The sequence below is a fragment of the Arthrobacter sp. CAN_C5 genome (assembly GCF_017875735.1).
GTDB lineage: Bacteria > Actinomycetota > Actinomycetes > Actinomycetales > Micrococcaceae > Arthrobacter_D.
This window is the reverse complement of sequence record NZ_JAGGMZ010000001.1, coordinates 1,569,323-1,593,459: the sequence shown is the minus strand read 5'-3', so window position 1 is coordinate 1,593,459 and position 24,137 is coordinate 1,569,323. Positions and strand designations below refer to the sequence as shown.

Below are 24,137 nucleotides of genomic sequence, written 5' to 3'. Positions count from 1 at the left end.
CGGAATTCTCCGATGGCGCATTCGTTGGTTGTGCCCGATCTCCTCAGGTTGTCTGCGGGGACGGCTTCCAGCCTGACGGCATTCCGCCTACGAGCCCCCCGTCAGACACTTAGGGAGTGTAGTACCCAACGACAGGCATTGCGTCGACCGCGTGGACCAGGGTGCCCTGGCTAGGGTTCAGCGCGCTGACCATCTGGCCGTCACCAATGTAGATGCCGACGTGTCCGCCGCCGTTCTGGATGACGAGGTCACCTGGCTGCGGGTTGCTGGTGCGGGCTGAGGCAGCCATCTGTGCCTGGCTGGTGCGGGGAAGGTCGATGCCGTGCTGGGCGAAGACCCACTGCGTGAAGCCTGAGCAGTCCCAGGCGCCCGGGGTGGTGCCACCGTAGACGTAGCCCGAGCCGACCATCGACAGCGCGGTGCCAACGATGCCCGAGCTGGATGCCTGTCCACCGGTGGAGGCTGCTGCCATCGGGGTGATGGCTTCAGAGGCGGTGGTGATGCCCAGGGTGCTGGTCTCGGCTGGAGCGGCCGGAGCCGGCGCGGCAACGGTCACCGCGGCGGCTGGTGCCGCAGCGGGTGCTGGTGCTGCTACCTGGGTGGCCTGGGTGGCGCCGCCCGAAAGGGAAATAACGTCACCCGGGAAGATGACCGAGTCGTAGCTGAGGCCGTTCAGGGCGAACAGCGACTCAAGGCTGACACCCTGGGCTGCAGCGATGTTTCCGAGGGTGTCCCCGGCCTGAACGGTGTAGGTTGCTGATCCAGCGCTCTGGACGGCTGGCGCCGAGGCGGCTGGCTGGACGGTGATTTCACCGGCTGCGTTGGCCGGGAGTCCGGCACTGAGCATGAGACCCGATGCGGCGACAAGCACAGCGGCTGGACGGCCGACGGCGCCAGCGTGTGAGCTGACCGCTTTGGAAACGGTCTTGAGCGCGCTCGGTGGGGTTGCGCGGTGACGCGCGATGTGGTTCTTGGACATGATCTTGCCTCTCCCGATGCCTACGAAGTTAGCTGTCGGATTCGGATGGGAGCCACCCGGACTCGAAATCGAGTCTTCACCCCAAGGCCGTCGATCGACGGCCACTATTGGTTCCTCCGCTTCTGCCGGATGTGTGCGGACGGACCTCACGACATCGGCAGAATTGGGCAATCTGTCGGGAGGACGCTGAGTTGAACGGAACCCTGCGCGCTGACCACTGTACCTAGGGTCGTCCAGTTTTGTCACATTTGTATCACGGCGGCGCTGTGATGGGTAGCGATTCGGTAACTCGCGTCGGGGTGATGAACCATGCTCGGGCGCTGGGAAGGTTTCCATTGCATGATGGTCCCGCACGGTCGACGCCCGCGGCGGCTTCTCCCCCGGTATGTGGGCAAGGCCCCGGTGTGGAGAACTAGTCGGCGCCCGCGGCGTTACACAAAAACCGTAATACTGCCTGGCCGGAGAAGCTCTTACCAGCGCCCGTTGCGGGGCTTTGGTTGGCAGCGGGGGCAGCTGAACGAGGACCGGTTCATGAACATTTCACGGCGAATCAGGGAGCTACCGTGGAATCCCGGGTCGGCGGCACAGCGGGTACACGGTTCGCCCTCCCTGCCGTAGGCGTTGAGGGAACGCGCGAAATACCCTGAGGTCCCGTTGACGTTGACGTACAGGGAGTCGAAGCTGGTGCCGCCGGCGTCCAGTGCGCGCAGCATGACGTCGCGGCAGGCATCGATCAGTCGGAGCGCATCGCCCCGTCGCATCGTTTCGGTGGGTCGTGCATAGTGCACGCGGGCAGCCCAGAGCGCCTCATCGGCGTAGATATTGCCGATACCGGAGACCAGTGACTGATCGAGGAGTGCCCGCTTGATGCCCGTCCTGCGCCGGCGCAACTTCGCATAGAAGTCGGCAAAGGAGAACGCCGGGTCCAGCGGGTCTCGTGCAATGTGGGCCGCCTCGACGGGGATTAGTGGCAGCGGGCTTTCGCCGAGGCCTCCGGCGTGACCGTCGGCGGTGGGAATCATCGACGTCACGAAGAGGCCACCGAAGATGCGTTGGTCGACGAACCGGAGTTCCCTCGGGAGCGGTCCGGCGTCGGCAGTGGATACGGCGGACAGTGTGAGCCGGACCCGGAGATGCTTTTCCTCGGGTGCTTCGGCGTCCTGGACGAGCAGTTGCCCGCTCATCCCCAGATGCGCCATCAGTGCAACAGGCGGTCCTGCAGTGTCTGTGTCGGATTTCGCTGCGGCGTCTGAACTAGCTGCAGTGTCTGACGGCTTTGCGGTAGCTGCCAGCGGGAGCCAGAGGAACTTGCCCCGGCGGACTACGTCCAGGACCCGGGCGCCCACCAGATTGCCGGTGAAGTCCTCGCCGCCGAGGGCGTGGCGGCGGATCGACCGCGGGTCGAGGATGTCGACGTCGTCAATGGTGCGTCCCAGGACCCAGCGCGCGAGGCCACGGCGCACCACCTCGACCTCGGGAAGCTCTGGCATGGGGTGCGCTTACGCCGATGCGGCGGATGCGGCGGATGCCGGATCGGACAGGCTGATGACAGGGTCGGGAACGGTGTCAGCGCCGTCAGGGTGAATCCCGTCGTGATCGACGGTGGCCACATCAACCGGGACCACTACCGTCTGGGCCGCTGTTTTGGGTTCAGCGGCGATAACCCGGAGCATCTTCCAGGAGGCTGCAGCAGCCTCCTGTTCGGCTTCCTTCTTGGAAGGACCCGATCCGGAGCCATAGGGCTTGCCTCCGACCGTGAGGAGTGCTTCGAAGGTGCGGGCGTGGTCGGGGCCGAATCCGGTGACCTTGTAGTCGATGGTGCCCAGGCGGCGCGCAGCGGCGATCTCCTGGATATTGGTCTTCCAGTCGGTGCCGGCGCCCATGGCGGCAGCGCTTCCCAACAGGGGACCCACCAGGCGCATCACCATGGCCCGGGCTATTTCGATCCCGTTGCTGAGGTAGGTCGCGCCAATGACGGCTTCCATCGTGTCAGCGAGAATCGATGCCTTGTTCCGCCCGTTGGTCAGCTTCTCGCCCTGGCCCAGCAGGACATGCTGGCCCAGCTCCAGGTCGCGGGCAATCCCGGCCAGGGCACGGGTGCTGACGACCGCGGAGCGCCGTTTGGCGAGGTCACCCTCCGACAGCTCGGGGTTGTCCCGGTACAGCGCGTCGGTGACCGCCAGCCCCAACACCGAATCACCAAGGAATTCGAGGCGTTCGTTGGTGGGGATACCGCCATGCTCATAGGCGAAGGAGCGGTGCGTCAGGGCAAGACGAAGCGTCCCGGCGTCAATTGAGACACCGAGACGCTTCAAAAGGTCTTCAGTATTAGCCACGTCTACTTACGCACTCGCATAAGAACGCTGCAGGCACCGGCGATGCCGGGCACACAGCGGTCGTTAGACGTCGGCTACCTTGCGTCCCTTGTACTCAAGGAACAGTGCAGTGCCGGCGGAGTCGGTGACTACCTTGGCCTGGTGAGCCAGGCTGTAGGTAACGCGGCCGTTCTCCACGGTCTTCACCAGTTTGGGGGCAGTTGCCTTCCACTGGGACCGACGTGCACGGGTATTCGAGCGGGACATTTTCCGCTTAGGAACAGCCACGACTAACTCTCTTCTCTCTCGACAGACTCTGTACTTGCTGCCACGTCGCTTGACGCTGCAGTGCTGGTCAGCCCGGTAAGGGCCGCCCAGCGGGGATCCAAAATTTCGTGCTGATGATCGGGGTCATCCGCGAGGCGGGCTCCACATTCAGAGCACAGACCCTCACAGTCCTCCCGGCACACCGGCTGGAACGGCAGTGACGTTACCACTGCGTCCCGAAGCACCGGCTCAAGATCAATTGAATCCCGATCAACCCGGTGCTCTTCAACAGGTTCTTCTCCCTCGGACAACTCGACGTCGTCGTAGTAGAAAAGCTCCTGCACATCGACGCTGCTGCTGTACTTGATGGGATCCAGGCACCGGCCACATTCGCCCACGATCTCGACGTCTGCGGTACCTGATACCAGAATTCCCTCGTGCACAGCCTCCAGTCTCAGATCCAGTTCCACGGGGGAACCTTCCTGAACACCGATGAGAACCACACCGAAATCCTTTGGTGCGGGTACATGTTCTTCGATTGTTCGCATGCTGCCCGGGCTGCGCCCGAGGTCCTTGACGTTGAAAATCAAAGGCGAACTGAGATCGCTCTTAATGGGAACTCCTGTAGAACATATGACCGACGTATCATCTTAGCCTGATTAGCCCGCCCGGCTCAAACCAGAGCCGGAGGGTTCGGCAAGCAACAGCCGCCGACGACGGCGGCTAGTGCCGCTCACGCCCCACCTCACCACGGATTATGGGCAGAGCCAAACGCGCCACGCGGGTGTGGTCCGGTCTGTGCGGACGCTTTGCGGGCGGTTACGGCCCCAGCTGGTGGCCTGCCCGTAAGGTTGACCCGGTGAGAATCCCCCCGACCCGAGTGCTGTGGCGATGGCTGCAACGGTCGACGGCGGCCCTGGTGGCGTTGACCTGCATCTGGCTGCTCGCCTGCTATTCCCTGTTCATCAACCCACCGGTGTTCGGCCCGGACTATGTGGCTGGAGTCAACGCCGATGCGGTGGTGGTCCTGGGGGGCGACAGCTCGGAGCGGCTCCCCCTCGCTGAGGAGTTGGTGGCGGCAGGGCACGCACCGATCCTTGCCATCTCCCGGACAGACACCCCCGGGAACGTCGACGCCGACCGGCTCTGCAAGAGACCGGCACACGCTTCGCGGGTGTGTTTTGAACCCTCCCCCCTCACCACCCGGGGAGAAGCACGCGCAGTCGCCCGACTCGCAGCCGACCGGGACTGGGACGCTGTCCTGGTGGTGACCTCCGATTATCACGCACTGCGGGCGTTCACCAACCTTCGTCAATGCTCGGACGCGGAGCTGGTCATGGTCCCCTCGACCCCCGACCATGGGCTGCTGGGATGGCTGCCCCGGTTTGTCGAGGAAACGGCAGCACTGGCGGCCACCCACCTGCGGCCTGTCTGCGCGAACAGGATCTAGTACCGGCTGTGCCGCCCGCTCGGAGAATGACCCTTACGGCCCTACCTACTTCGGCGTCCCGATCGCGTGATAGGTTCTCACCAACAATCAGCAGCCTTAGCTTTGCCGGGACACTCGCAGCCGATGAGGACCCGCCAAATGCCTGGGTGCACCCCAATCTGAAGGAGAGCGATAGCCATGAGCGGTTCCGAAGACACGTTGGACTCGGTGTGGCCAGACTGGCAGAAGGCGGTCAACCTGACGGCCTCCACACTGGAGGACTGGCTCGAATCCGAAGAATCACGGGCCGTCGGCCAGAAGGGCAACGGAGGTGAGTCGGTGGGCCACGAATCAGGCCGGCGGATTGTGAAAATCCTGCGAACCAGAAAAGCGGATCTCAGCGAGGAGGATATTGCGCACATGCACAAAGTAGTGGGCTACGTCCACAGACATCTGGCACAGAAGCCGTCGTCCGACGTTGAACACTCCCGGTGGCGGTACTCCCTGATGAACTGGGGACACGATCCACTGAAGAAAGACTAGAGCGCACCGGCCCCGCGCCCACCGCGCTCCGGCCCCGCACCGACCTCGCACCGACCCCGCACCGGCTTCGCACCGGCCCCCGGCTGACGAGGGCTTCACCGAGGCCTTGTTCGCGGACACTCCTGCCTGGAGACGCACCTGCTGGGCTAGAGTGGCTTTTATGTCGCAGATACGGGTCAAAGACGCAGCGCACTACCTCGGTGTCAGCGCCGACACAGTGCGGCGCTGGGCAGAAGACGGTACCCTCACCAGCACCAAATCCTCAACCGGCGTCACCATGCTTGACGGCCTGGAGCTCGCCCACCTGGCCCGGGAGCGTGCTGTCCTGCCCGAGGATCCATCGGGGATGGAGAGCTCAGCCCGGAACCGGTTTGTGGGGCTGGTGACCCGGGTGGTGACAGACAGGGTGATGGCCCAGGTGGAACTCCAGTGCGGCCCCCACCGGGTGGTCTCCCTGATGAGCGCTGAAGCCGTCAAGGAGTTGGCGCTGGAGCCGGGCTCGGTAGCCGTCGCGGTGGTGAAATCGACCACCGTCATTGTCGAGACTCCCGGAAGGAAGATCTGAGATGTGGCATTCCCGCGGCATGGTCGCCGTTGGCTCGTTGGCGGTCCTGGGGTTGGCCGCCTGCGGCACCGCAGCCGACTCTCCGGAGGCAGCGGATGCCGACCAGGGCCTGACCGTGTTCGCCGCCGCGTCGCTGCAGACCACCTTTACGAAGCTCGGTGAGCAGTACGAGGCAGCGAACCCGGGTTCCACCATCACCTTCAGCTTTGCCGGGTCCTCTGATCTGGCCACCCAGCTGACCGCCGGTGCACCCGCCGATGTGTTTGCCTCAGCAGACACCTTCACGATGGACCGGGTAGCCACCGAGGAGCTGATCGACGGGCAACCGGTGCCCTTTGCCACCAATACCCTCACCATCGCGGTACCCGCGGGCAACCCCGCAGGCATCACCGGCTTCGAGGATCTGGCCGACCCCGGCACCAGGGTGGTCCTCTGCGCACCGCAGGTACCGTGTGGGGCCGCTGCAGTCGAGGCTCAGAAAGCAGCCGGAGTGACGGTGAACGCGGTGAGCGAGGAAGCGTCGGTAACCGACACACTGGGCAAGGTCCGCTCCGGTGAAGCAGATGCGGGCCTGGTCTATGTCACCGATGTGCTGGCCGCCGGCAACAGCGTCGAGAGCATTGACTTCCCGGAGGCGACAGACGCTCTCACCACCTACCCGGTGGCGGCTGTGGCGGGTGGGAATAGTGATCGCGCCCGAAGCTTCATTGACCTCGTGACGTCTCCGGCGGGCCAGCAGCTGCTCACCGACGCAGGATTCGGTGCGCCGTGAGCACCAGAACCCGGGCAATCCGGCATGGAATCCCGCGGTGGGTGTTTGTCCTCGCTGCCGGCGGTGCCCTGTTGGTGCTGTTGCCCCTGGCGGCGATGATCGCGCAAGTGAACTGGTCTCAGTTCGTGCAGCTGGTGACCTCGGAGTCGTCGGTGGCGGCGCTCGGCCTGAGCCTGCGCACCTCGGTGATCGCCACGGGGCTGTGCGTCGTGTTTGGTGTACCGATGGCACTGGTGCTCGCCCGCACCGACTTCCCCGGCCAGCAGGTACTGCGGGCGCTGGTGCTGTTGCCCCTGGTCCTGCCGCCCGTGGTGGGCGGCATAGCGTTGCTCTACACGTTTGGCAGGCAGGGACTGGTGGGGTCCAGCCTTGAGGTGCTCGGGATCAGTATCGCGTTCTCGACGACCGCCGTCGTGATCGCCCAGACCTTCGTGGCCTTGCCCTTCCTGGTGCTCAGCCTTGAGGGGGCCATCAGGTCAGCCGGCAGCCGGTACGAAGCGGTTGCTGCGACGCTGGGAGCCCGCCCGGGAACGGTGTTGCGGAGAATCACTCTGCCCCTGGTGCTGCCGGGGCTGATCTCCGGAATGGTGCTGTCCTTCGCGCGGGCACTGGGTGAATTTGGTGCCACCCTGACCTTTGCGGGCAGCCTGCAGGGTGTCACCCGGACCCTTCCCCTGGAGATCTACCTGCAGCGCGAGACCGACCCCGATGCAGCCGTCGCGCTGTCCCTGGTGCTCGTGGTGGTCGCTGTGCTGGTAGTGGGGCTGGCACATCGGTCGCGCGCGCCGGGCGGAGGTGCCCTATGAGCCTGGTAGCCGATGTGCAGGTGGCGTCGCGCGGGCTAGATGTGCAGCTGACGGTGGAGAAAGGTGAAACGGTCGCCATTCTCGGCCCGAATGGCGCCGGGAAGTCGACGCTGCTCGCTGTCCTTGCGGGACTACTGCGTCCTGACAGCGGCAGCGCCACCCTGGGTGACATCACCCTGTTCGGCGCCCATGACTGGTTACCGCCCTACGCCAGGGGCGTCTCGCTGCTGGCGCAGGAGCCGCTGCTGTTTCCGCATCTGAGCGTGCTGGACAATGTGGGCTTTGGGCCGCGGAGCCGGGGAGAAAGTAGGGCTGCCTCCCGGACCGAAGCGCTTCGGTGGCTGCAAGAGGTGGAGGCGGAGGAGTTTGCCGATCGTCGGCCGTCGGAACTGTCCGGCGGGCAAGCACAGCGGGTGGCGGTGGCCCGGGCCCTTGCCATCCATCCACGGCTGCTGTTGCTCGACGAACCCATGGCGGCGCTGGATATCGCCGTGGCTCCCGCGATGCGGAGGACCCTGAAGCGGGTGTTGACGGGGCGAAGCGCGATCATCGTCACCCACAGCGTGCTTGACGCCCTGATGCTTGCGCACCGCACCATCATCATCCAGTCCGGACGCGTCGTCGAGGCGGGACCCACCCGCGAGGTTCTCGAGCGGCCGCGCAGTGCGTTCGGCGCCGGCCTTGCCGGGGTGAACCTGGTGACCGGCACCAGCACACCCGGCGGCCTGGTCACGGGAGATGGCCTCCGGTTGTCCGCCGTTGCTGAAGAGCCGCTCCCAGCGGGTCAGGAGGCCGCAGCGGTCTTCAGCCCCCGCGCCGTGTCGGTGTTTGTTGTCGAACCGTCAGGTAGTCCGCGGAATGTGCTGCCGGTTGTGGTCAGCGACCTGGAGCAGCGCGGTGATCTTGTCAGCGTCCGCGCCGGTCACCTGAGCGCCGACATCACCGCCGCAGCGGCAGCAGATCTTGACCTGATCCCCGGGATGAAGGTGTTCTTCGTGGTCAAGTCCACCGAAATTGCCCTGTATCCGCGGTAGCTGCGGGGTGTGGAGGATCAGCCGATCCTCGGCTGGACCCATCACAGCGCACTTCCAAGGATTTCATAGCCAACATCAAGCATGGTGGGCCCACTCGGTCCCTTCAATCCAGCAGGGTGTGTCATGAATATTTTCGGCAGGAAATCAGCACCAGAAAAACGAGAGGCATCGCAGGGGTCGCGGGCCGCTGTCCACCGAGCCCTTCACTCGGCCCAGTCACCCAACCGTGGGCAGAGGCTGCCGGTCCGACTGGCGGCGATTGCCACCGCTCTCCTCTTCCCGTTGGGCATGTTGCTACCGGTCACCGGAGCCAACGCTGTGGTTGCTCCTACCGGTCAGGGGTTTACCGTCACACCCTCGGATCTTGCCTTCATCCTGAAGCAGATCAAAATCGCCGAGGCGCACGTGGCAAATACCACTTCCGCAACGGGTCCGTGTGGAGCCCTGGTAGGTACCGGACCCAACCAGATCGCCACCCCTCTCATCTCCCACGGGCTGAGGACAGTCGACGGATCCTGTAATAACCTGCAGGCAGGGCAGGAAACCTTCGGCGCGGCGGACCAACCGTTCCCACGGCTCGCGCCCGCCACATTTTCAGGCGCCGAATCGGGTTCCCTCGGCGGGCCCCCTTCGCCGACCAGTTATAACCAAACCGCCGGCAACGTGTTCGATTCCCAGCCGCGAACCATCAGTAACCTGATTGTGGACCAGACCTCAACCAACCCCGCAGCCGTCGCTGCCGCGGGATTGCCCATCAGAAGCCAGAACAACACGGGGGTCACCCCGTGCACCACCGATCCCGACCCCCTGGCTGTGCCAGCTGTGGACGGGGTCCCCCTCGGCTGCACTCCGTCGTTCCAGACCCTGTTCATCCCGAACGTCACCACCGACGTCGGGCTTTCTCCACCGTACAACTCGTTGTTCACCCTGTTTGGCCAGTTCTTCGACCATGGGATTGACCAGACGGTCAAAGGCGGCGGCACTGTGTTCGTTCCGCTCAAGGGCGACGACCCACTTATTGCTGGGCCAGACCACAAAGTCGGCACCGCCGACGATCTGAACCCCAACCTGCGGTTCATGGTCCTCACCCGGGGCAAGAACCAGCCGGGCCCCGACGGACAACTTGGCACCGCCGACGATGTCCGCGATGCCCTCAACACTGACACCCCCTGGGTTGACCAAAGCCAGACCTACACCTCCCACGCCTCCCACCAGGTCTTCCTGAGGGAGTACGTCAACAACTCCAATGGACGCCCGGTGTCGACGGGCAAACTGCTGGGCGGACCTGCGGGGCCCACCGAGGGAGGCATGGCCACGTGGGCAGGTGTCAAGAATCAGGCAGCGTCTCTGCTTGGCCTGAAGCTTGAAGACGCTGACGCGCTTGATGTTCCGATGATCGCCGCCGACGCCTATGGCAAATTCATCCCGGGCCCAGCTCGCGGACTGCCGCAGTATGTAACTCTCACCGGATTGGTTGAGGGGGACACTGCTTCCCCGGTGCCGGTTCCAAACAACGTCAGGCACTTTGAAACCCCCTTCCTGACGGACATCGCCAACAACGCGGTACCGAAGCCGGGCTTCACCCCCGACCCCGACAATGTGGTCACACCCTCGCTGACTCCGTGTGCACAACCCGGATTCCCTGCAGGCTGCGTCAACCAGTACGACGACGAAATCCTCGATCTGCACTTTGCCGCTGGTGATGGAAGGGTCAACGAAAACATCGGCCTAACCGCTATCCACCAGGTGTTCCATTCAGAACACGACCGGATGGTGGGCGACATCAAGAACACCCTGGCGTCGGATACATCAGCGGCGGGAATCAGGGCGCTTGCCGAGTGGAAGTCAGCTCTCGGCGCCGAAGGCTGGAATGGTGAAAGACTGTTCCAGGCCGCACGCTTTGTGACCGAGATGGAGTACCAGCACCTCGTCTTTGAGGAGTTTGCGCGCAAGGTCCAGCCGGCCATCAACCCCTTTGAACCGTTTGCCTTCGTCCAGACTGACGTTGATCCGGCGGTTACCGCCGAGTTTGCCCACGCGGTCTATCGTTTCGGCCACTCAATGCTGACCGAGACTATTTCCCGCCGGAATGAAGACCGGCCAGGTAACGACAATGAATTTGGCACCTCCGATGATGTTGCGGGAACCCAGAATGATATTTCCCTGCTGGAAGGATTCCTCAATCCCCCGGCCTACACCGACGGCGGTCCCGCCGGTGACCTCACCTCCGAGGAGGCTGCAGGCAGCGTCTTCATGGGGATGTCCGACCAGGTAGGTAACGAGCTCGATGAGTTTGTGACCGATACGCTGCGAAACAATCTGCTGGGCCTGCCGCTTGACCTGGCGGCGATCAACATCGCCCGGGCACGGTCTGAGGGTATTCCACGCTTGAACGTCCTGCGCCGCAGCCTGCACGCTGCAACAAACGACGGGCAGTTGAGGCCCTACGTCAACTGGATCGACTTTGGCGAGAGTATCAAGCACCCGGAGTCCCTGGTGAACTTCGTTGCAGCGTACGGATTGCACCCAACTGTTACCGGCGCAACAACGCTGAAGGGTAAAAGGGAAGCAGCACGGGCCATCGTTAATCCAAATGTAGCCGCCGGAGACGTCGCCCCCGACGACGCAGCGGACTTCATGAACAGCACGGGCGCCTGGGCCAACAACGGAACGTCATCCATCACCGGGCTCGACGACGTCGACCTGTGGGTTGGCGGTCTTGCCGAGCAGACCAACGTCTTCGGCGGGCTATTGGGAAGCACCTTCAACTACGTGTTCGAAAGCCAGATGACCGACCTGCAGAACGGTGACCGTCTGTACTATCTTGCTCGTACTCCCGGCATGAATCTGCGCACGCAACTCGAGGGAAACTCTTTCTCGGAGCTGATCATGCGCAATACCAATGCCAAGAGCCTAAAGGCTGATCCGTTCGCGACATCAGACTGCAAGTTCGAACTGAAGAACCTCGCTGGCACCCCGGGCGGGTTCACCTCCTTCGGCAACACGATCGCCGATGATCAGGCCAGTGAATGCAATGAGACAGCGCTGCTGATTCGCATGCCTGACGGGACGATCAAGTATCGCTCACGCAATACTGTTGACCCCGCCGGAATCAACGGACAGAGCGTCTACAACGGGACGTCCGGAACTGACCGGGTCTTCGGTGGCAACGACAGTGATACCTTCTGGGGCAATCTCGGCAACGACGTCATTGAGGGCGGAGACGGAGCCGATGTGGCTCTGGGCGGCGAGGGTAACGACATCCTCACCGATCTCGCCGGAGACGACGTACTCAAGGGCGGTCCGGGTAACGACGCCATCAACGCGGGTCCCGGGCTTGATCTGATTATGGGCGGCGATGGCAAGGACTTCATGAACGGCGGCGGTAACGCCAATACCACCTTCGCCGGTGAGGGAGACGACTTCCTGATCCTCGGCGAAGGTATTGATCAGGGTATCGGCGACGGCGGCGACGACTGGATTGAGGGCGGTGACCAGCCTGACGGGCTGATCGGTGACAGCTCGAATCTGTTCTTCACCGACGACAACAAACCCGGTCACGATATCGCTATCGGCCAGGGCGGTGACGACGACTACGATCTTGAAGGTGGCGACGACATCGGCGTCGCTGGTCCCGGCATCGAGAAGAACGTCGGGGCGGCAGGCTATGACTGGTCGATCAGCCAGGGCGATCCGCAACCAATGGATTCTGATCTGTCGCTTCCCCTTCCTCCGCTCAACGTTCTCACCGTAGGGGTCAGGGACAAGTTCAACGAAAATGAAGCCCTGTCGGGGTGGAAGTTCAATGACAAGATCCGCGGCGACGACGTGGTTCCCAGTGAGGTTGGTGGCGGCGGATTCATCGGCTGCGACGTCCTCGATCAGGCGGGTGTGGATCGTATCGATGGACTCGATGCACTACTTCCGGCCTCCGCGCTGACCACCCCGCTGGCTGATGTGGCTGCCAACTCGGTGATCGGCCCGGGCGAATGTCCCGGACTAGCTGGACCGGTGTGGGGCGATGGCAACATCCTGCTCGGCGGCGCTGGCAGCGACCTGCTGGAGGGCCGTGGCGCCGACGACCTTATTGACGGCGATGCCTACCTCAGTGTTCGGCTCAGCGTCCGCAATGCAGCGGGCGAGGAGATCGGCAGCGCCGGTGTCGAAGGACCGGGTCAAAGTGCCATGGCTTCGCAGTATCTAAGCGATGTCAACGGCAACCTCACCGGGCCAACCCTTCAACAGGATGTCTTCGCCGGAAAAGTTAATCCGGGGAACATCGTGGTCATCAGGGAAGTCCTTTCCCCGGCCAACGGGACGTCGGTGGACATTGCGCAGTTCTCTGATCTTGAGGCGAACTACGACGTGACAACCATACCCACCGGTGCCGCACTTGGTTCGCCAGGATCGGTGACCACAGTGGTTCATGCCCGAGGTACCCAAGCCGACGGCACTGACACTGTCAGGAATGTCGAGGAGCTGCGGTTCTCCGACTTTGGGACCCCTGCCGCTCCGGTGATCGGAACGGCGACGGCTGCCAACGCGTCAGCGACAGTCAGCTGGACCTCACCAGCCGGACTCGTCACCGGCTACAACGTGCGGGTGGTCGATGCAGCGGGCATCCAGGTAGGCGCGCTGCGGCCGGCAGCGAACACAGCGACAAGCCTGGTAGTCACCGGGCTGGTCAACGGCCAGGCCTACCGGTTCCAGGTGGAAGCGATCAACGCGGTGGGAACAGGTCCGCTCTCGGCCCTGTCCACAGCAGTGACCCCGAACGTGGTCCCAGGAACACCCACCAACGTGGTGGGAGTCCGAGGCAACACCTCGGCCACCTTGTCCTGGACCGCTCCGCCAGCAAATGGTGGAACAGCCATCACTGAATACCGGGTGCAGGTGCTGACCGGCACAACAGTGGTTCGGACGGTGACCTTCGCCGGCGCTGCAACAACAGGCCGGGCAGTGACGGGTCTGACCAACGGCACCGCCTACACCTTCAGGGTCCAGGCTGTCAACGCCCTGGGCGCGGGAGCGTTGTCTGCGGCATCGGCAACGGTTGTTCCGGGGGCCGCTCTCCCGGCGGCACCGGTGATTGGGACTGCCACAGCGGGAAACACCTCTGCGACAGTCAGATGGACCGCAGCTGCAGGAGCCACCAGCTACAACGTGAGGGTGGTCAATGCGGCAGGAACACAGGTCGGTGCTCTGCGGCCAGCTGCCGGCACAGCGACGAGCGTTGTGGTAACCGGGCTGGCCAACGGTCAGGCGTACCGATTCCAGGTGCAGGCGCTCAACGCTTCGGGGGCGAGTGCCTTCTCAGCCTTGTCTGCAGCGGTGACCCCGAATGTGGTCCCAGGAGTTCCCACTAACGTGGTGGGAGTCCGGGGAAACACCTCGGTTACCCTGTCCTGGACCGCTCCGCCAGCAAATGGCGGAACGGCGATCACCGAATACCGGGTGCAGGTGCTCACCGGGACAACCCTGGTTCGCACGGTGACATTCACCGGCACCGCAACGACGGGCCGCACGGTTACGGGCCTTTTGAACGGCGTTAGCTATACCTTCCGGGTCCAGGCTGTCAACGCCCTGGGTGCGGGAGCGCTGTCGACGGCCTCAGCGGCAGTGTCGCCAGCGGGCCCTCCGGGGGTGCCGGTCATTCTGGCTCCCACCCAGGGCGCAGTGGGCGGAACACTGACTGCCAACGCCAACTGGAACGCTCCGGCCTCAACCGGTGGATCCCCCATCACCGGTTACCGGGTCAGGGCCCTGCGGATGGCGGCCGACGGTGTGACGATATCCGGCACACCGGTGACCGTCACAGCTGGAGCGACTCTTCGCACCTTGTCGTTCACGCTTCCAGCCGGTAACTACCGGTTTGATGTCGTGGCAGTCAACGCCATCGGATCAAGCCTCGCTTCGGCCCGGTCGGCGATAGTTCAGCCCCGGTAGCGACGGAGTAAGGATCGCACTATAAATGGAGGGAGTGGCCGTGTGGCCACTCCCTCCGTCTATGTACTTCAGGTCCGGCAGTCGCCTGCAGGACGAAGCCTACTTTTCTGAGTCGTCCTCGTCGTCGCGCCCGTCGAGTTCCTCATCAAGCTCTTCCTTGCGGAACGCGGTTTCCGGGTCCGGCTGGCCTTCCTCAACGTATTCCTCGTCGATCTGGCGGTGGACTTTACTGTTCAGCACTTCCACTTCACCGTCAGCCAGCGAGTCAAGATCTTCGGGAAACGGATCTTCTGGGCCAAGGCGAGTCTTGTCGGTCATAGCCATACCCTACTTCATCTGCCTCTTCGGGCCAGGCCGGTTGTGCCCTCAGGTCGATGGCCGATTGAGCCGTTTCAGCACACCCCTGGGCACAAAGGGAGATATGTCGCCGCCCAACGAAGCAACCTCTTTGAGGAGCGTCGATGAGAGGTGGGTGTAGCTGTTTTCCGCTGGAATGAACACAGTCTCGACGCCGGTGAGCTGACGGTTCATGGTGGCCATCGGCAGCTCATAGTCAAAGTCCTGGCTGGAGCGCAGCCCCTTGACGATCAGGTTGGCGCCATGGGACCGGCAAAAGTCGGCGAGCAGTCCGTCCCCCATCGAGAGAACTGAAACACCCCGCAGGTACTGAAGCGTCTCGCGGGCGCTGTCGAGTCGTTCGTCAAGATCAAACCGGTAATTCTTGGCTGGATTATTCGATACCGCAACAATCACCTCATCGAAAAGGCTCGCGGCTCGGGCAATGACCTCCACATGACCGTTGTGGATGGGGTCAAAGGATCCGGGGCAGACAGCGCGGCGCATGGTTCGAATCTACAGTGAAGCGCGCCGCTGTCCACCTGGTCCAATCGGCAGGTCCGAAAAAACAGCAATACTTGAGGGCATGAGTTCAACTACTTCTTCGCTGGTGACCGGCACAGCCTCAACCCCTACGCCATGGCAGCGGACGGCGTCGGGCGCTAATCTTCTGGCCTCCGATGGGCGTCTCGGTGTCACGATTTTCGAGGAAATCACCATGTTGGCAATGCAGCACGGCGCCATCAACCTGGGGCAGGGATTCCCTGACGAGGACGGGCCAGCCGAAATCCTTGAGGCAGCCCGGGCAGCGATTTCCGCAGGGGCCAACCAGTATGCGCCCGGCCAGGGTCTGCCAGTGCTCCGGGAGGCGATCGCGGCTCATCAGGAACGGTTCTACGGCCTGACGCCCGACCCCCACACCGAGACGATCGTCAGTACCGGCGCAACCGAGGGGATTGCGTCGGCGGTGCTGGCCCTGGCCGGGCCCGGCGACGAGGTTCTTACCTTTGAACCATTCTACGACTCCTATGGCGCGATCATCGGCCTGAGCGGGGCCACCCACACCACCGTGGCCCTGTCGGCGCCCGATTTCCAGCCCGATCTCGACGAGCTGGAGCGGGCAGTCTCCCGCTCGACCCGGATTATCCTGCTCAACAACCCCCACAACCCGACGGGAACCGTGTTCACCCGGGAGGTGCTGCAGAAGATTGTGGACCTCGCGGTGAAGCATGACGCCGTGATCGTCACCGATGAGGTCTACGAGCACCTCACCTTCGGTGTGGCGCATCTGCCCATCGCCTCGCTGCCGGGAGCCATGGACCGAACCCTGACCATCTCCTCGGCCGGCAAAACCTTCTCGGTGACCGGGTGGAAGATCGGTTGGATCACCGGGCCGCAGGAGCTCATTTCGGCGGTGCGGACCGTCAAGACCTTCCTTACCTACAGCTCAGGCACGCCGTTCCAGAGCGCCGTCGCCCACGGCCTGGGCCTGGATGACGGGTTCTTCCAGGCGACCGCGGCCACCCTGCAGACGAAACGGGACATCCTCAGCGCAGGGTTGAAAGCCGCAGGGTTTGATGTCTTCTCCCCGCAGGGGACCTACTTTGTGAACGTGGATACCGCGCCGCTGGGAATCAGCGACGCCACCGCGCTGGCACGACAGTTGCCGGAGCTGGTGGGGGTGGCCGCCATCCCTGTGGCGGTGTTCTGCCATCCCGACGGCGCAGCCCGCGCCAGTTCGCTCCTGAGATTCGCGTTCTGCAAAAAAACCGAGGTCCTGCAGGAAGCCGCGGACCGGCTGGCTACGTTGAGCGCCCGGCTATGAAGGGTGTTGAGCTTGCTGCCGACGAGGACGGCTCGGTGCCTACCCTGCAACTGGCCGGAATTGGCGAGCTTGCCGAAATTGATGAGGATGCATTTACCGAGGGGGCATTCATTCTCAGTATTGGTGGCGCACAACAATCCCATGTGAATCTGCGGAATCCCGGGAACGTCTTTTATGAGTATTTGCGCCGGATCGCTAATGTGCTGGATATCTTCAAGCCGGCGGGCGAGCCCATCCGGGTGCTGCACCTGGGTGCGGGTGCGCTGACCCTGGCGCGGTATGTCCAGGCCAGGCGACCAGGTTCCGAGCAGACAGCTGTAGAACTTGAACGGGAGCTGCTGGACTTTGTACTGGAGCATCTACCCCTGCCGGAGGGCACCCGGTGTTCGATGGTGATCGATGACGCCCGCGCGGCCCTGGAGCGTTGTGAGCCCGGCTCCTTTGACGCAGTGGTGCTGGACGTATTTGCTGGTGCTGATGCGCCGGCCCATCTGACTGATGAAGCCTTCTATGATTCGCTCAGGGCGGCAGTCGCTCCAGGCGGCGTGGTCCTGGTAAATGTGGGCGATGATCCGCCGTTGACGTTTGCGCGTGCCCAGGCGCGGAGGTTGCGTGCCGCCGCCGACGACGTCGCGGTGCTGGCTGATGCAGGGATGATCAGTGGGCGGATGGCAGGGAACATTGTGCTGGTGGGGACCGGTTCAGCCTGGCCCGCCACCTGGTCGCCGTCGTTGGTGGCAGCCGGCCCGCATCCGGGAGTCGTGGTGACCGGACCTGAGTTCGCTGCCTTTTGTTCGGCACGGCAGTAGCCCCTCCGCGAGACCGCGGTGGGCCACGAAGTCCAGAGGACATGACAAACCGTAGCGCCAATACGAAAGCAATAAATGCGCTAATTTAATGTGCGCTATCGAAATACTTTTGTTGAGTGTTATTTCCTCCATTCAGCAGTACCGTTAGGGGAATAGATCGACGGATCCCCTAGGAGGAACCATGACAACCGAAGTTGCAAGCGTTTCCGATTGCAGTGTCCATTCCTGCTCCTTTAACCATGACGGCTGCACCGCCTTCGCGATTACGGTCGGTGGTAGCCGTGACCACGCGTCATGCTCCACCTTCATCGACACCTCAGCGACCGGCGGACTACCCATGGTCCTGGCCCACGTGGGTGCCTGCCAGCGGACCGAGTGCACGTTCAATAGCCACCTCATGTGCGGCAAGACCGATGTGAAGATCGGCAGCGGCGCTGACACCGCCGATTGCCTGTCCTACCAGCCACAGTAGGCCGCACGCTTCCCACGCCACGCCACGGTCGGATGCTGCGTTCCGAAGACCCGGTTGTCCTCTGTGACGACCGGGTCTTCGTGTGTCCAGGAAGCACGCGTGTCCAGGAAGTACAGGTGGCAGGAGGTGGACGACCGTTCGTCGGGAACCGGCATAACGGTTATTGACCGACCACCGACGGGTGTCGATGAGAGATTTCGATGAGAACTCTCTCATAAGCGCCTCACGAACGTCTCATAGGCGGCTGGCTAGATAGAGAACCTGCAGCAGTTACATCACCGCAGGGAAAGATTGGTCACCGTCATGGAAACGCACTCGCCGCTAGGGCATTTCTCTCAGGAAGTTCCTGCACTCGACGTCGCTTCAGCGGACGTTGCGGCACAGGAACTCGACGCTCGAGGGCTTCCTGGAGAGGGAAATCAGTTGAAAGAGCTCCGGGTGGTGCTGTACTCACACGACTCCCAGGGCCTGGGTCATACCCGGCGGAATCTGGCTCTCGCCCACTCTCTGGCCGCCAACCTCCCCGGGCTGGCCAACCGCAAGGTCACCGGGCTGCTGGTCACCGGCGAGTCCCAGGCAACACGCTTTGACAGTCCGGATGGCTGGGACTGGGTGGTGCTCCCGGGTATTTCCAAGGGCAGCGACGGCTACGTCCCCCGCAACCTGACGATTAACCAGAGCAAACTCATCCGGCTTCGGTCGCAGATCATGGAAGCCGTCCTCTCCGAGTTTCGGCCTCATCTGGTGGTCGTGGACCGGCACGCCTTCGGTGTGGACCGGGAACTGATCTCGGCCCTGTCGGACCTGAAGAAGGCACGGCCCGGGTGCAAAGTGGTCCTCGGCCTCCGGGAAGTCCTCGACAGCCCCCAGGTGGCACGGCGGGAATGGAACGCGCTGGGGAACCTGGACAAGCTGCGTGGCTATTTCGATGAGCTGTGGGTCTACGGGGATCCCGTCATTCATGACCCGGTGGCATCCGGTGAAATTCCCGGCAAGCTCGCCTCGATGGTCCGCTATACCGGGTATCTGGCAACCGGCCGTCAGTCGAGGCGTCGCACCGGCTCCACAGCAAAGCCATACGTGCTGACCATGGCCGGCGGCGGATCCGATGGTCGTGCGATGCTGCTGGCTGCAGCCCAGGCGACAGTCCCCCACGGCTATGAACACCTGATTGTCACCGGTCCCCAGATGCCCAAGGAGGACCGCGTTGTGATCGAAAAGTCGGCGGCGCCCGGCACCCGGGTCATTTCGATGGTGCGTGACGGCCTCGCCGAGATGAGGGAAGCCTCGGCGATTGTGTCGATGGGCGGCTACAACTCGGTGTGCGAGATCATGAGCACCACCACCCCCGCGCTGGTGGTCCCCCGTGTTCATCCCCGGCGGGAGCAACTGATCCGCGCCGAATCCCTGGCCCGCCACGAGCTGATGGACATGTGCCACCCTGACCGGTTCACACCTGAGGTGCTCACCGACTGGTTCGACACCGTGGTCGGGACGCCGTCGCCACGGCACAACGTGGACCTGAATGGTCTGCACACCGTGGGTAAGTTTGCCGCCGAACTGCTCGGCTTCACGGTGCCAACCCCCCATGCCGACCTTCGCAGCGATTGGAAGAACCTTGCAGCCGTCTAGTGGTTCCCGCACCGGGTACATCCTGAAGATCTATCCCCGGTTCTCCGAAACCTTCATTGTCACCGAGATCCTCGCGCGGGAAGCCGCCGGGGACGAGCTGGAGATCTTTTCGCTCAGGCCTCCGATCGACCCCCGGTTCCATCCCGAGCTGGCCCGGGTCCAGGCTCCCGTCACCTATGTGTCGAAACCAGCCAAACTGGCTGATGGCTGGGCCATCATGGCAACCGCCGGGGACGTGATTCCGGACTTTGCTGAACGGTTCGCCCGGCTGCTCCCTGAGCTGGCCGCCATGGACGCGGTGGAGGTTCACCAGGGTGTTGAGCTTGCGATGCTGCTGTGTCAGCGGGGCATCACCCACGTGCATGCCCACTTCGGGTCAATCGCCGCCCGCACGGCGAAGGTCGCGGCGGAGCTGACGGGCATTCCGTTCTCGTTTACTGCGCACGCCAAGGACATTTTCCACGAAGAGGTGGACCCGGAGGTGCTCCGCGGACTGATCGGTGCCGCGCACCATGTGGTGACGGTGAGCGACTTCAACCTCAATTATCTGGGCGGGTTGTTTCCCGAACACCTGGGACGGGTCCATCGGATTTACAACGGTCTGGAGCTGGAACGGTTTCCTTTCACCAGTCCCACCGCGCCCGGACCGGTGCTGCGGGTTGCCGCCGTCGGCCGGCTGGTGGAAAAGAAGGGTTTCAACCAGCTCATCAAGGCTGTCGCTGAGCTGGTCCACCGCGGCGTTGTCCTCGACGTCCGTATTGCCGGTGGCGGAGAGCTTCACGACCAGTTGTCTGACCAGATTGCCAGCCACGGGCTGGAGGCAACCGTCACTCTGCTGGGACCGCGGACCCAGGCCGAAGTGATAGAGCTGTTGCGGTGGGCCGATGTGTTCGCCGCCCCCTGCCTGGTGGGCACGGATGGCAATGCCGATGGTCTGCCCACCGTTCTGCTCGAAGCAATGGCGATGGGCGTGCCCTGCATCGCCAGTGATGTCACGGGGATCCCCGAGGTGATTTCCAACGGTGGCAGCGCACTGGACCCCGGTCTGCCCACCGGCGACGGCGTCCAGACCGGAATCCTGATCCGTTCCGGCGTGCTCGGCGACCTGGTTGATGCACTCCAGCGGGCGGGGTCAGCGGACTTCGATCGGCAGGCAGTGGCACTCGCCGCGCGCCGGGTGATTGACCAGTTCTTTGATTCGCACCGACAGTCCGTCAGGTTGCAGGAACTCGAAGCCGGCCTGCGTCCGGTCCACCAGATCGAGGAAGCGGTGGTCTACTCATGATTCGTCTTGCCTATCTCTGCGTTGACCCCGGGGTGCCGGTATTCGGCTCGAAGGGTGCCTCGGTGCACGTGCAGGAGATCATCCGCAGCTGGCGGTCCCTCGGCGCCGAGGTCACTGTGTACTGCACCCGGCCGGGAACCGACATCCCAGCGGACCTTGCCGACGTTCCGGTGGTGGTTCACCGCATCCCCAAGGGCGACGGTGCCGCCCGCGAACAGGCACAGGCAGCCGCTGCGGCCGAGTTGGCGGCGCGTGCCATCGCCGACGGCGCGACGGCGGTCTACGAGCGGTATTCCCTCTTCAGCGACGCCCTGGCCCGCGTCGCGTCAGCGCTGGCCATCCCAGGGTTCCTGGAGGTGAATGCCCCGCTGATCGATGAGCAGCGTATCCACCGGTCTCTCGTCGACGAAGAGAGAGCGCTCACGGCGCTGCAGCGCCAGGTTGCGGCAGCGTCCAGGACCGTGTGCGTCTCAGAACCGGTCGCCGCCTGGGTGAAGGAGCGGGTGGCGAACGAGTATGAGGCGAAGGTGCTGGTGGTGCCAAACGGGGTCAACGTTGACCGGATCCGGCCCACTGCCGAGGCGGCAGGCATCCCGATGGTGGTGTTCGTCGGGACGCTGAAGCCGTGGCACGGGGTGGAGACCCTGATCCGGGCCAAGGCTGTCGCGTCAACCGACTGGGCTCTCCGGATTGTGGGAGACGGTCCGGAGGGTGGGCAGCTGCGTGAACTCGCCGTCGCGCATGGCGCGGATGTCGAGTTCACGGGCGCCGTCACTCCCGAACTCATCCCTGCTGCGCTGGCTGGCTGTGCCCTGGCGGCGGCACCGTATCCGGAGATGGAGGACGCAAGCGACCAGTACTTTTCTCCGCTGAAAATCTACGAATACTGTGCCGCCGGTCTGCCCGTGGTGGCCTCGCGGGTGGGTCAGGTGCCCTCAATCATTGACGACGGCGTCACCGGGCTGCTGGTGGCTCCCTCGGATCCGGGAGCGCTGGCAGCCGCCATCGATGACCTTGCCGGTGCTCCGCTGGCCAGGTCAGCGATGTCCGACGCCGCGCGCAGCCTGGCCAACGATCATCACAGCTGGGACGGCGTGCTGGGGCGCATCACCGAGGGGATCCTGTCATGACCATCGAGAAGACGCCCCCAGTGATTGCTACTCCTCCCCCGGCGCCGGCAATCGTCAGGACCCCCAAGCCGGCAACGCCGCCAACCATCGGACCCAAAATGGCGCGCAGCCCGCTCCGGCGGACCATCAACATTGCGAAACCGCATCTGCGCAAACACCGCCTGCTGATGAGCGGCGGAGTGGTGGCGTTGCTCTTTGAGGTGATCTTCCGGGTGCTGGAACCCTGGCCGGTCAAGTTTGTGGTGGATGCGATTTCCCGCAGCCTGGGAGCCGATCTGGCCGGAACCGGCCCGTTAGCCACCGAAGGCCTTCTCCTCGCCTGTGGCGCTGGGCTGCTGGTGATCATTGGGATGCGGGCGCTGTGCAACTACCTCGCCACCGTGGCGTTTGCGTTGGCCGGCTCAAGGGTCGCGACGGAGCTGCGGGCCCGGGTCTTTGAGCACGTGCAGTCCCTGTCCACCCGGTATCACTCGTCGGCGCGGACCGGTGACACCATCCAGCGGTTGGTGGGCGACGTCGGCCGGCTCCAGGAGGTGGCGGTGAGCGCAGGGCTGCCGCTGATCGCCAACTGCATCACGCTGGTGGTGATGGGCGGGGTGATGTTCTGGCTTGATCCGCTGCTCGCCCTGGTGGTGGTCATTGCCTGTGCCAGTTTCCTGCTGCTGTCGAGGGTCAGCACCGGCAAGATCACCGTCGCGGCGCGCAGGACCCGGAAAGGCGAAGGTTCGCTTGCCAACACCGCCCAGGAGAGCCTGGGTGCTATCAGGGTGGTGCAGACCTACGGCCTCGAAAAGACCCTCTCCGATCGGTTTGGCAGCAGTAACCAGAAGACCCTCAAGGACGGAGTCCAGTCCAGGCGCCTGGCTGCGGCGTTGGAGCGTCGCACCGACGTCATTGTCGGCGTCGCCACCGCCGTCGTGCTGGCTGGCGGCGGGTGGAGGGTGGTGCAGGGGGCCATGACTCCCGGCGATCTGGTGCTGTTTCTGATGTACCTGAAAACCTCCATGAAGCCGCTGCGGGACCTGGCCAAGTACACGGGGCGGATTGCCCGCGCGACGGCGTCGGGCGAGCGGGTAGCCGACCTCCTGGACGAACGAGTGGACATTGTTGACGCCCCGAACGCCGTATCGCTGGGCAAGGTGTGGGGCGATGTGGAGTTCCGCAACATGACCGCTGCCTATGGTGACGGGCATCCGGTCCTGAAAAACCTGGACCTGGCGCTGGTGGGTGGGCGCAAGACAGCAATTGTGGGGCCGTCAGGATCGGGCAAGTCCACCCTGGTGTCGCTGATGGTGCGCATGATGGATCCGGTGTCGGGAACCGCGCACGTGGATGGGCACGATCTGCGGACGGTGACGCTCGAGTCGCTGCGGTCGAATATCAGCCTGGTACTGCAGGATGCGGTGCTGTTTACGGGCACCATCCGGGAGAACATCCGTTATGGCCGGGCTGATGCCACCGACGCCGAGGTGGAGCGGGCGGCGGTGCTGGCAAATGCCCATACGTTCATCACCGGATTCGAGGACGGGTATGACACCCTGGTCGGCGAGCGCGGTGGGACCCTGTCCGGTGGGCAGCGGCAGCGGATCACCATTGCCCGGGCGTTGCTTCGTGATTCGCAGGTGGTGATCCTCGATGAGGTGACGACCGGGTTGGATCAGGCTTCCCGGGCCGAAGTCCTTGCTGGTCTGGCCACCCTGACGCAAGGACGCACCACCATCACGATCACCCATGAGGCGTCCGTAGCGCTCACGCATGACCGGGTGGTGTGGCTGCAGGATGGGCAGATCCTTCTGGATGGGACGCCCGCTGAACTGATGACCCATCCGATGTTCGCCACCTGGGTTCGTCAACAGCAGTCGGCCGATGAGGCGCAGCTCGCCGAAAAGACGGCTGGAGGCCGGGCATGAGGTCCACAGCTGTCCGGCCATCGGTAACGGTTGAGTCGACGACAGCTGGTGAGTCTTCGGCGGTTGTTGATTCTTCGTCGGC

Annotated in this window: 21 protein-coding genes and 1 riboswitch; of the genes, 14 read left to right on the top strand and 7 right to left on the bottom strand. The window is 63.7% G+C overall.

What is annotated here, in order from left to right; genetic code table 11:
* Positions 1–109 precede the first annotated feature (109 nt).
* The 5 genes from H4V95_RS07495 to H4V95_RS07475 form a co-directional block, all read right to left on the bottom strand.
* Positions 110–979 carry a C40 family peptidase gene (locus H4V95_RS07495; protein WP_209729668.1) on the bottom strand — a complete coding sequence of 290 codons (870 nt, stop codon included), beginning with the start codon at positions 977–979 and terminating at the stop codon, positions 110–112.
* 3 nt (positions 980–982) lie between these two features.
* Positions 983–1,159: riboswitch (cyclic di-AMP (ydaO/yuaA leader) on the bottom strand.
* A gap of 290 nt (positions 1,160–1,449) precedes the next feature.
* A complete protein-coding gene (gene mutM, locus H4V95_RS07490; protein WP_209729666.1) occupies positions 1,450–2,469 on the bottom strand; it encodes a bifunctional DNA-formamidopyrimidine glycosylase/DNA-(apurinic or apyrimidinic site) lyase in 1,020 nt (339 codons plus the stop codon).
* A 9-nt stretch (positions 2,470–2,478) separates the two neighbouring features.
* The gene (rnc, locus tag H4V95_RS07485) at positions 2,479–3,315 is read right to left on the bottom strand and encodes a ribonuclease III (RefSeq protein ID WP_312883968.1); all 837 of its coding nucleotides are present in this window, start codon (positions 3,313–3,315) and stop codon (positions 2,479–2,481) included.
* Between the two features lie 63 nt (positions 3,316–3,378).
* Complete coding sequence (rpmF, locus tag H4V95_RS07480; RefSeq protein WP_024476178.1) at positions 3,379–3,582, bottom strand: 50S ribosomal protein L32; 204 nt, start codon at positions 3,580–3,582, stop codon at positions 3,379–3,381.
* Positions 3,583–3,584: 2 nt separating this feature from the next.
* Positions 3,585–4,151, bottom strand: a complete 567-nt coding sequence (locus H4V95_RS07475) for a DUF177 domain-containing protein (RefSeq protein WP_196866564.1) — start codon at positions 4,149–4,151, stop codon at positions 3,585–3,587.
* A gap of 269 nt (positions 4,152–4,420) precedes the next feature.
* Between H4V95_RS07475 and H4V95_RS07470 the strand changes: the two genes are divergently transcribed.
* The 7 genes from H4V95_RS07470 to H4V95_RS07440 all read left to right on the top strand — a co-directional run bounded on the left by H4V95_RS07470 (position 4,421) and on the right by H4V95_RS07440 (position 14,656).
* Positions 4,421–5,011 (top strand): YdcF family protein, encoded by a 591-nt coding sequence (locus tag H4V95_RS07470; RefSeq protein WP_312883967.1) that lies wholly within the window; start codon positions 4,421–4,423, stop codon positions 5,009–5,011.
* Positions 5,012–5,188: 177 nt separating this feature from the next.
* Positions 5,189–5,533 carry a DUF3140 domain-containing protein gene (locus H4V95_RS07465; protein ID WP_209729662.1) on the top strand — a complete coding sequence of 115 codons (345 nt, stop codon included), beginning with the start codon at positions 5,189–5,191 and terminating at the stop codon, positions 5,531–5,533.
* Positions 5,534–5,693: 160 nt separating this feature from the next.
* Positions 5,694–6,098 carry a molybdopterin-binding protein gene (locus tag H4V95_RS07460; RefSeq protein ID WP_196866567.1) on the top strand — a complete coding sequence of 135 codons (405 nt, stop codon included), beginning with the start codon at positions 5,694–5,696 and terminating at the stop codon, positions 6,096–6,098.
* 1 nt (position 6,099) lies between these two features.
* Positions 6,100–6,870 carry a molybdate ABC transporter substrate-binding protein gene (modA, locus tag H4V95_RS07455; RefSeq protein ID WP_209729660.1) on the top strand — a complete coding sequence of 257 codons (771 nt, stop codon included), beginning with the start codon at positions 6,100–6,102 and terminating at the stop codon, positions 6,868–6,870.
* Complete coding sequence (locus H4V95_RS07450; protein WP_209729658.1) at positions 6,867–7,676, top strand: ABC transporter permease; 810 nt, start codon at positions 6,867–6,869, stop codon at positions 7,674–7,676. The genes modA and H4V95_RS07450 overlap by 4 nt, the downstream gene beginning before the upstream one ends.
* The gene (locus tag H4V95_RS07445) at positions 7,673–8,710 is read left to right on the top strand and encodes a sulfate/molybdate ABC transporter ATP-binding protein (RefSeq protein WP_209729656.1); all 1,038 of its coding nucleotides are present in this window, start codon (positions 7,673–7,675) and stop codon (positions 8,708–8,710) included. The genes H4V95_RS07450 and H4V95_RS07445 overlap by 4 nt, the downstream gene beginning before the upstream one ends.
* 123 nt (positions 8,711–8,833) lie before the next feature.
* Positions 8,834–14,656: a peroxidase family protein gene (locus tag H4V95_RS07440; protein ID WP_209729654.1), complete on the top strand. Its 5,823-nt coding sequence runs from the start codon at positions 8,834–8,836 to the stop codon at positions 14,654–14,656.
* A gap of 99 nt (positions 14,657–14,755) precedes the next feature.
* Here H4V95_RS07440 and H4V95_RS07435 read toward each other — a convergent pair whose 3' ends face one another.
* Complete coding sequence (locus H4V95_RS07435; RefSeq protein ID WP_196866572.1) at positions 14,756–14,974, bottom strand: hypothetical protein; 219 nt, start codon at positions 14,972–14,974, stop codon at positions 14,756–14,758.
* Between the two features lie 48 nt (positions 14,975–15,022).
* On the bottom strand, positions 15,023–15,499 hold the full coding sequence (gene coaD / locus H4V95_RS07430) for a pantetheine-phosphate adenylyltransferase (protein ID WP_196866573.1): 477 nt from the start codon (positions 15,497–15,499) through the stop codon (positions 15,023–15,025).
* Positions 15,500–15,578: 79 nt separating this feature from the next.
* On the opposite strand from coaD, the gene H4V95_RS07425 reads away from it, so the two are divergent.
* The 7 genes from H4V95_RS07425 to H4V95_RS07395 all read left to right on the top strand — a co-directional run bounded on the left by H4V95_RS07425 (position 15,579) and on the right by H4V95_RS07395 (position 24,055).
* Positions 15,579–16,817, top strand: coding sequence for an aminotransferase class I/II-fold pyridoxal phosphate-dependent enzyme (locus tag H4V95_RS07425; RefSeq protein ID WP_209729652.1), 1,239 nt, complete (start codon positions 15,579–15,581; stop codon positions 16,815–16,817).
* Positions 16,814–17,626: a spermidine synthase gene (locus H4V95_RS07420; RefSeq protein WP_196866575.1), complete on the top strand. Its 813-nt coding sequence runs from the start codon at positions 16,814–16,816 to the stop codon at positions 17,624–17,626. Before H4V95_RS07425 ends, H4V95_RS07420 begins: the two co-directional genes overlap by 4 nt.
* A 181-nt stretch (positions 17,627–17,807) precedes the next feature.
* Complete coding sequence (locus H4V95_RS07415) at positions 17,808–18,098, top strand: DUF1540 domain-containing protein (protein WP_196866576.1); 291 nt, start codon at positions 17,808–17,810, stop codon at positions 18,096–18,098.
* A 423-nt stretch (positions 18,099–18,521) separates the two neighbouring features.
* Positions 18,522–19,730, top strand: a complete 1,209-nt coding sequence (locus H4V95_RS07410; protein ID WP_245345612.1) for a glycosyltransferase family protein — start codon at positions 18,522–18,524, stop codon at positions 19,728–19,730.
* Positions 19,717–21,015, top strand: a complete 1,299-nt coding sequence (locus tag H4V95_RS07405; RefSeq protein WP_245345611.1) for a glycosyltransferase family 4 protein — start codon at positions 19,717–19,719, stop codon at positions 21,013–21,015. Before H4V95_RS07410 ends, H4V95_RS07405 begins: the two co-directional genes overlap by 14 nt.
* Positions 21,012–22,145 (top strand): glycosyltransferase family 4 protein, encoded by a 1,134-nt coding sequence (locus H4V95_RS07400; protein ID WP_196866579.1) that lies wholly within the window; start codon positions 21,012–21,014, stop codon positions 22,143–22,145. The genes H4V95_RS07405 and H4V95_RS07400 overlap by 4 nt, the downstream gene beginning before the upstream one ends.
* Positions 22,142–24,055 carry an ABC transporter ATP-binding protein gene (locus H4V95_RS07395; RefSeq protein WP_312883966.1) on the top strand — a complete coding sequence of 638 codons (1,914 nt, stop codon included), beginning with the start codon at positions 22,142–22,144 and terminating at the stop codon, positions 24,053–24,055. The genes H4V95_RS07400 and H4V95_RS07395 overlap by 4 nt, the downstream gene beginning before the upstream one ends.
* The last annotated feature ends 82 nt before the right edge of the window (positions 24,056–24,137 follow it).

What these genes read in the sequence shown, in the direction of transcription:
- H4V95_RS07495 (WP_209729668.1), bottom strand. Translation starts at nt 979, where the DNA reads ATGTCCAAGAACCACATCGCGCGTCACCGCGCAACCCCACCGAGCGCG.
- mutM (WP_209729666.1), bottom strand. Translation starts at nt 2,469, where the DNA reads ATGCCAGAGCTTCCCGAGGTCGAGGTGGTGCGCCGTGGCCTCGCGCGC.
- H4V95_RS07465 (WP_209729662.1), top strand. Translation starts at nt 5,189, where the DNA reads ATGAGCGGTTCCGAAGACACGTTGGACTCGGTGTGGCCAGACTGGCAG.
- H4V95_RS07460 (WP_196866567.1), top strand. Translation starts at nt 5,694, where the DNA reads ATGTCGCAGATACGGGTCAAAGACGCAGCGCACTACCTCGGTGTCAGC.
- modA (WP_209729660.1), top strand. Translation starts at nt 6,100, where the DNA reads ATGTGGCATTCCCGCGGCATGGTCGCCGTTGGCTCGTTGGCGGTCCTG.
- H4V95_RS07445 (WP_209729656.1), top strand. Translation starts at nt 7,673, where the DNA reads ATGAGCCTGGTAGCCGATGTGCAGGTGGCGTCGCGCGGGCTAGATGTG.
- H4V95_RS07440 (WP_209729654.1), top strand. Translation starts at nt 8,834, where the DNA reads ATGAATATTTTCGGCAGGAAATCAGCACCAGAAAAACGAGAGGCATCG.
- H4V95_RS07435 (WP_196866572.1), bottom strand. Translation starts at nt 14,974, where the DNA reads ATGACCGACAAGACTCGCCTTGGCCCAGAAGATCCGTTTCCCGAAGAT.
- coaD (WP_196866573.1), bottom strand. Translation starts at nt 15,499, where the DNA reads ATGCGCCGCGCTGTCTGCCCCGGATCCTTTGACCCCATCCACAACGGT.
- H4V95_RS07425 (WP_209729652.1), top strand. Translation starts at nt 15,579, where the DNA reads ATGAGTTCAACTACTTCTTCGCTGGTGACCGGCACAGCCTCAACCCCT.
- H4V95_RS07420 (WP_196866575.1), top strand. Translation starts at nt 16,814, where the DNA reads ATGAAGGGTGTTGAGCTTGCTGCCGACGAGGACGGCTCGGTGCCTACC.
- H4V95_RS07415 (WP_196866576.1), top strand. Translation starts at nt 17,808, where the DNA reads ATGACAACCGAAGTTGCAAGCGTTTCCGATTGCAGTGTCCATTCCTGC.
- H4V95_RS07400 (WP_196866579.1), top strand. Translation starts at nt 21,012, where the DNA reads ATGATTCGTCTTGCCTATCTCTGCGTTGACCCCGGGGTGCCGGTATTC.
- H4V95_RS07395 (WP_312883966.1), top strand. Translation starts at nt 22,142, where the DNA reads ATGACCATCGAGAAGACGCCCCCAGTGATTGCTACTCCTCCCCCGGCG.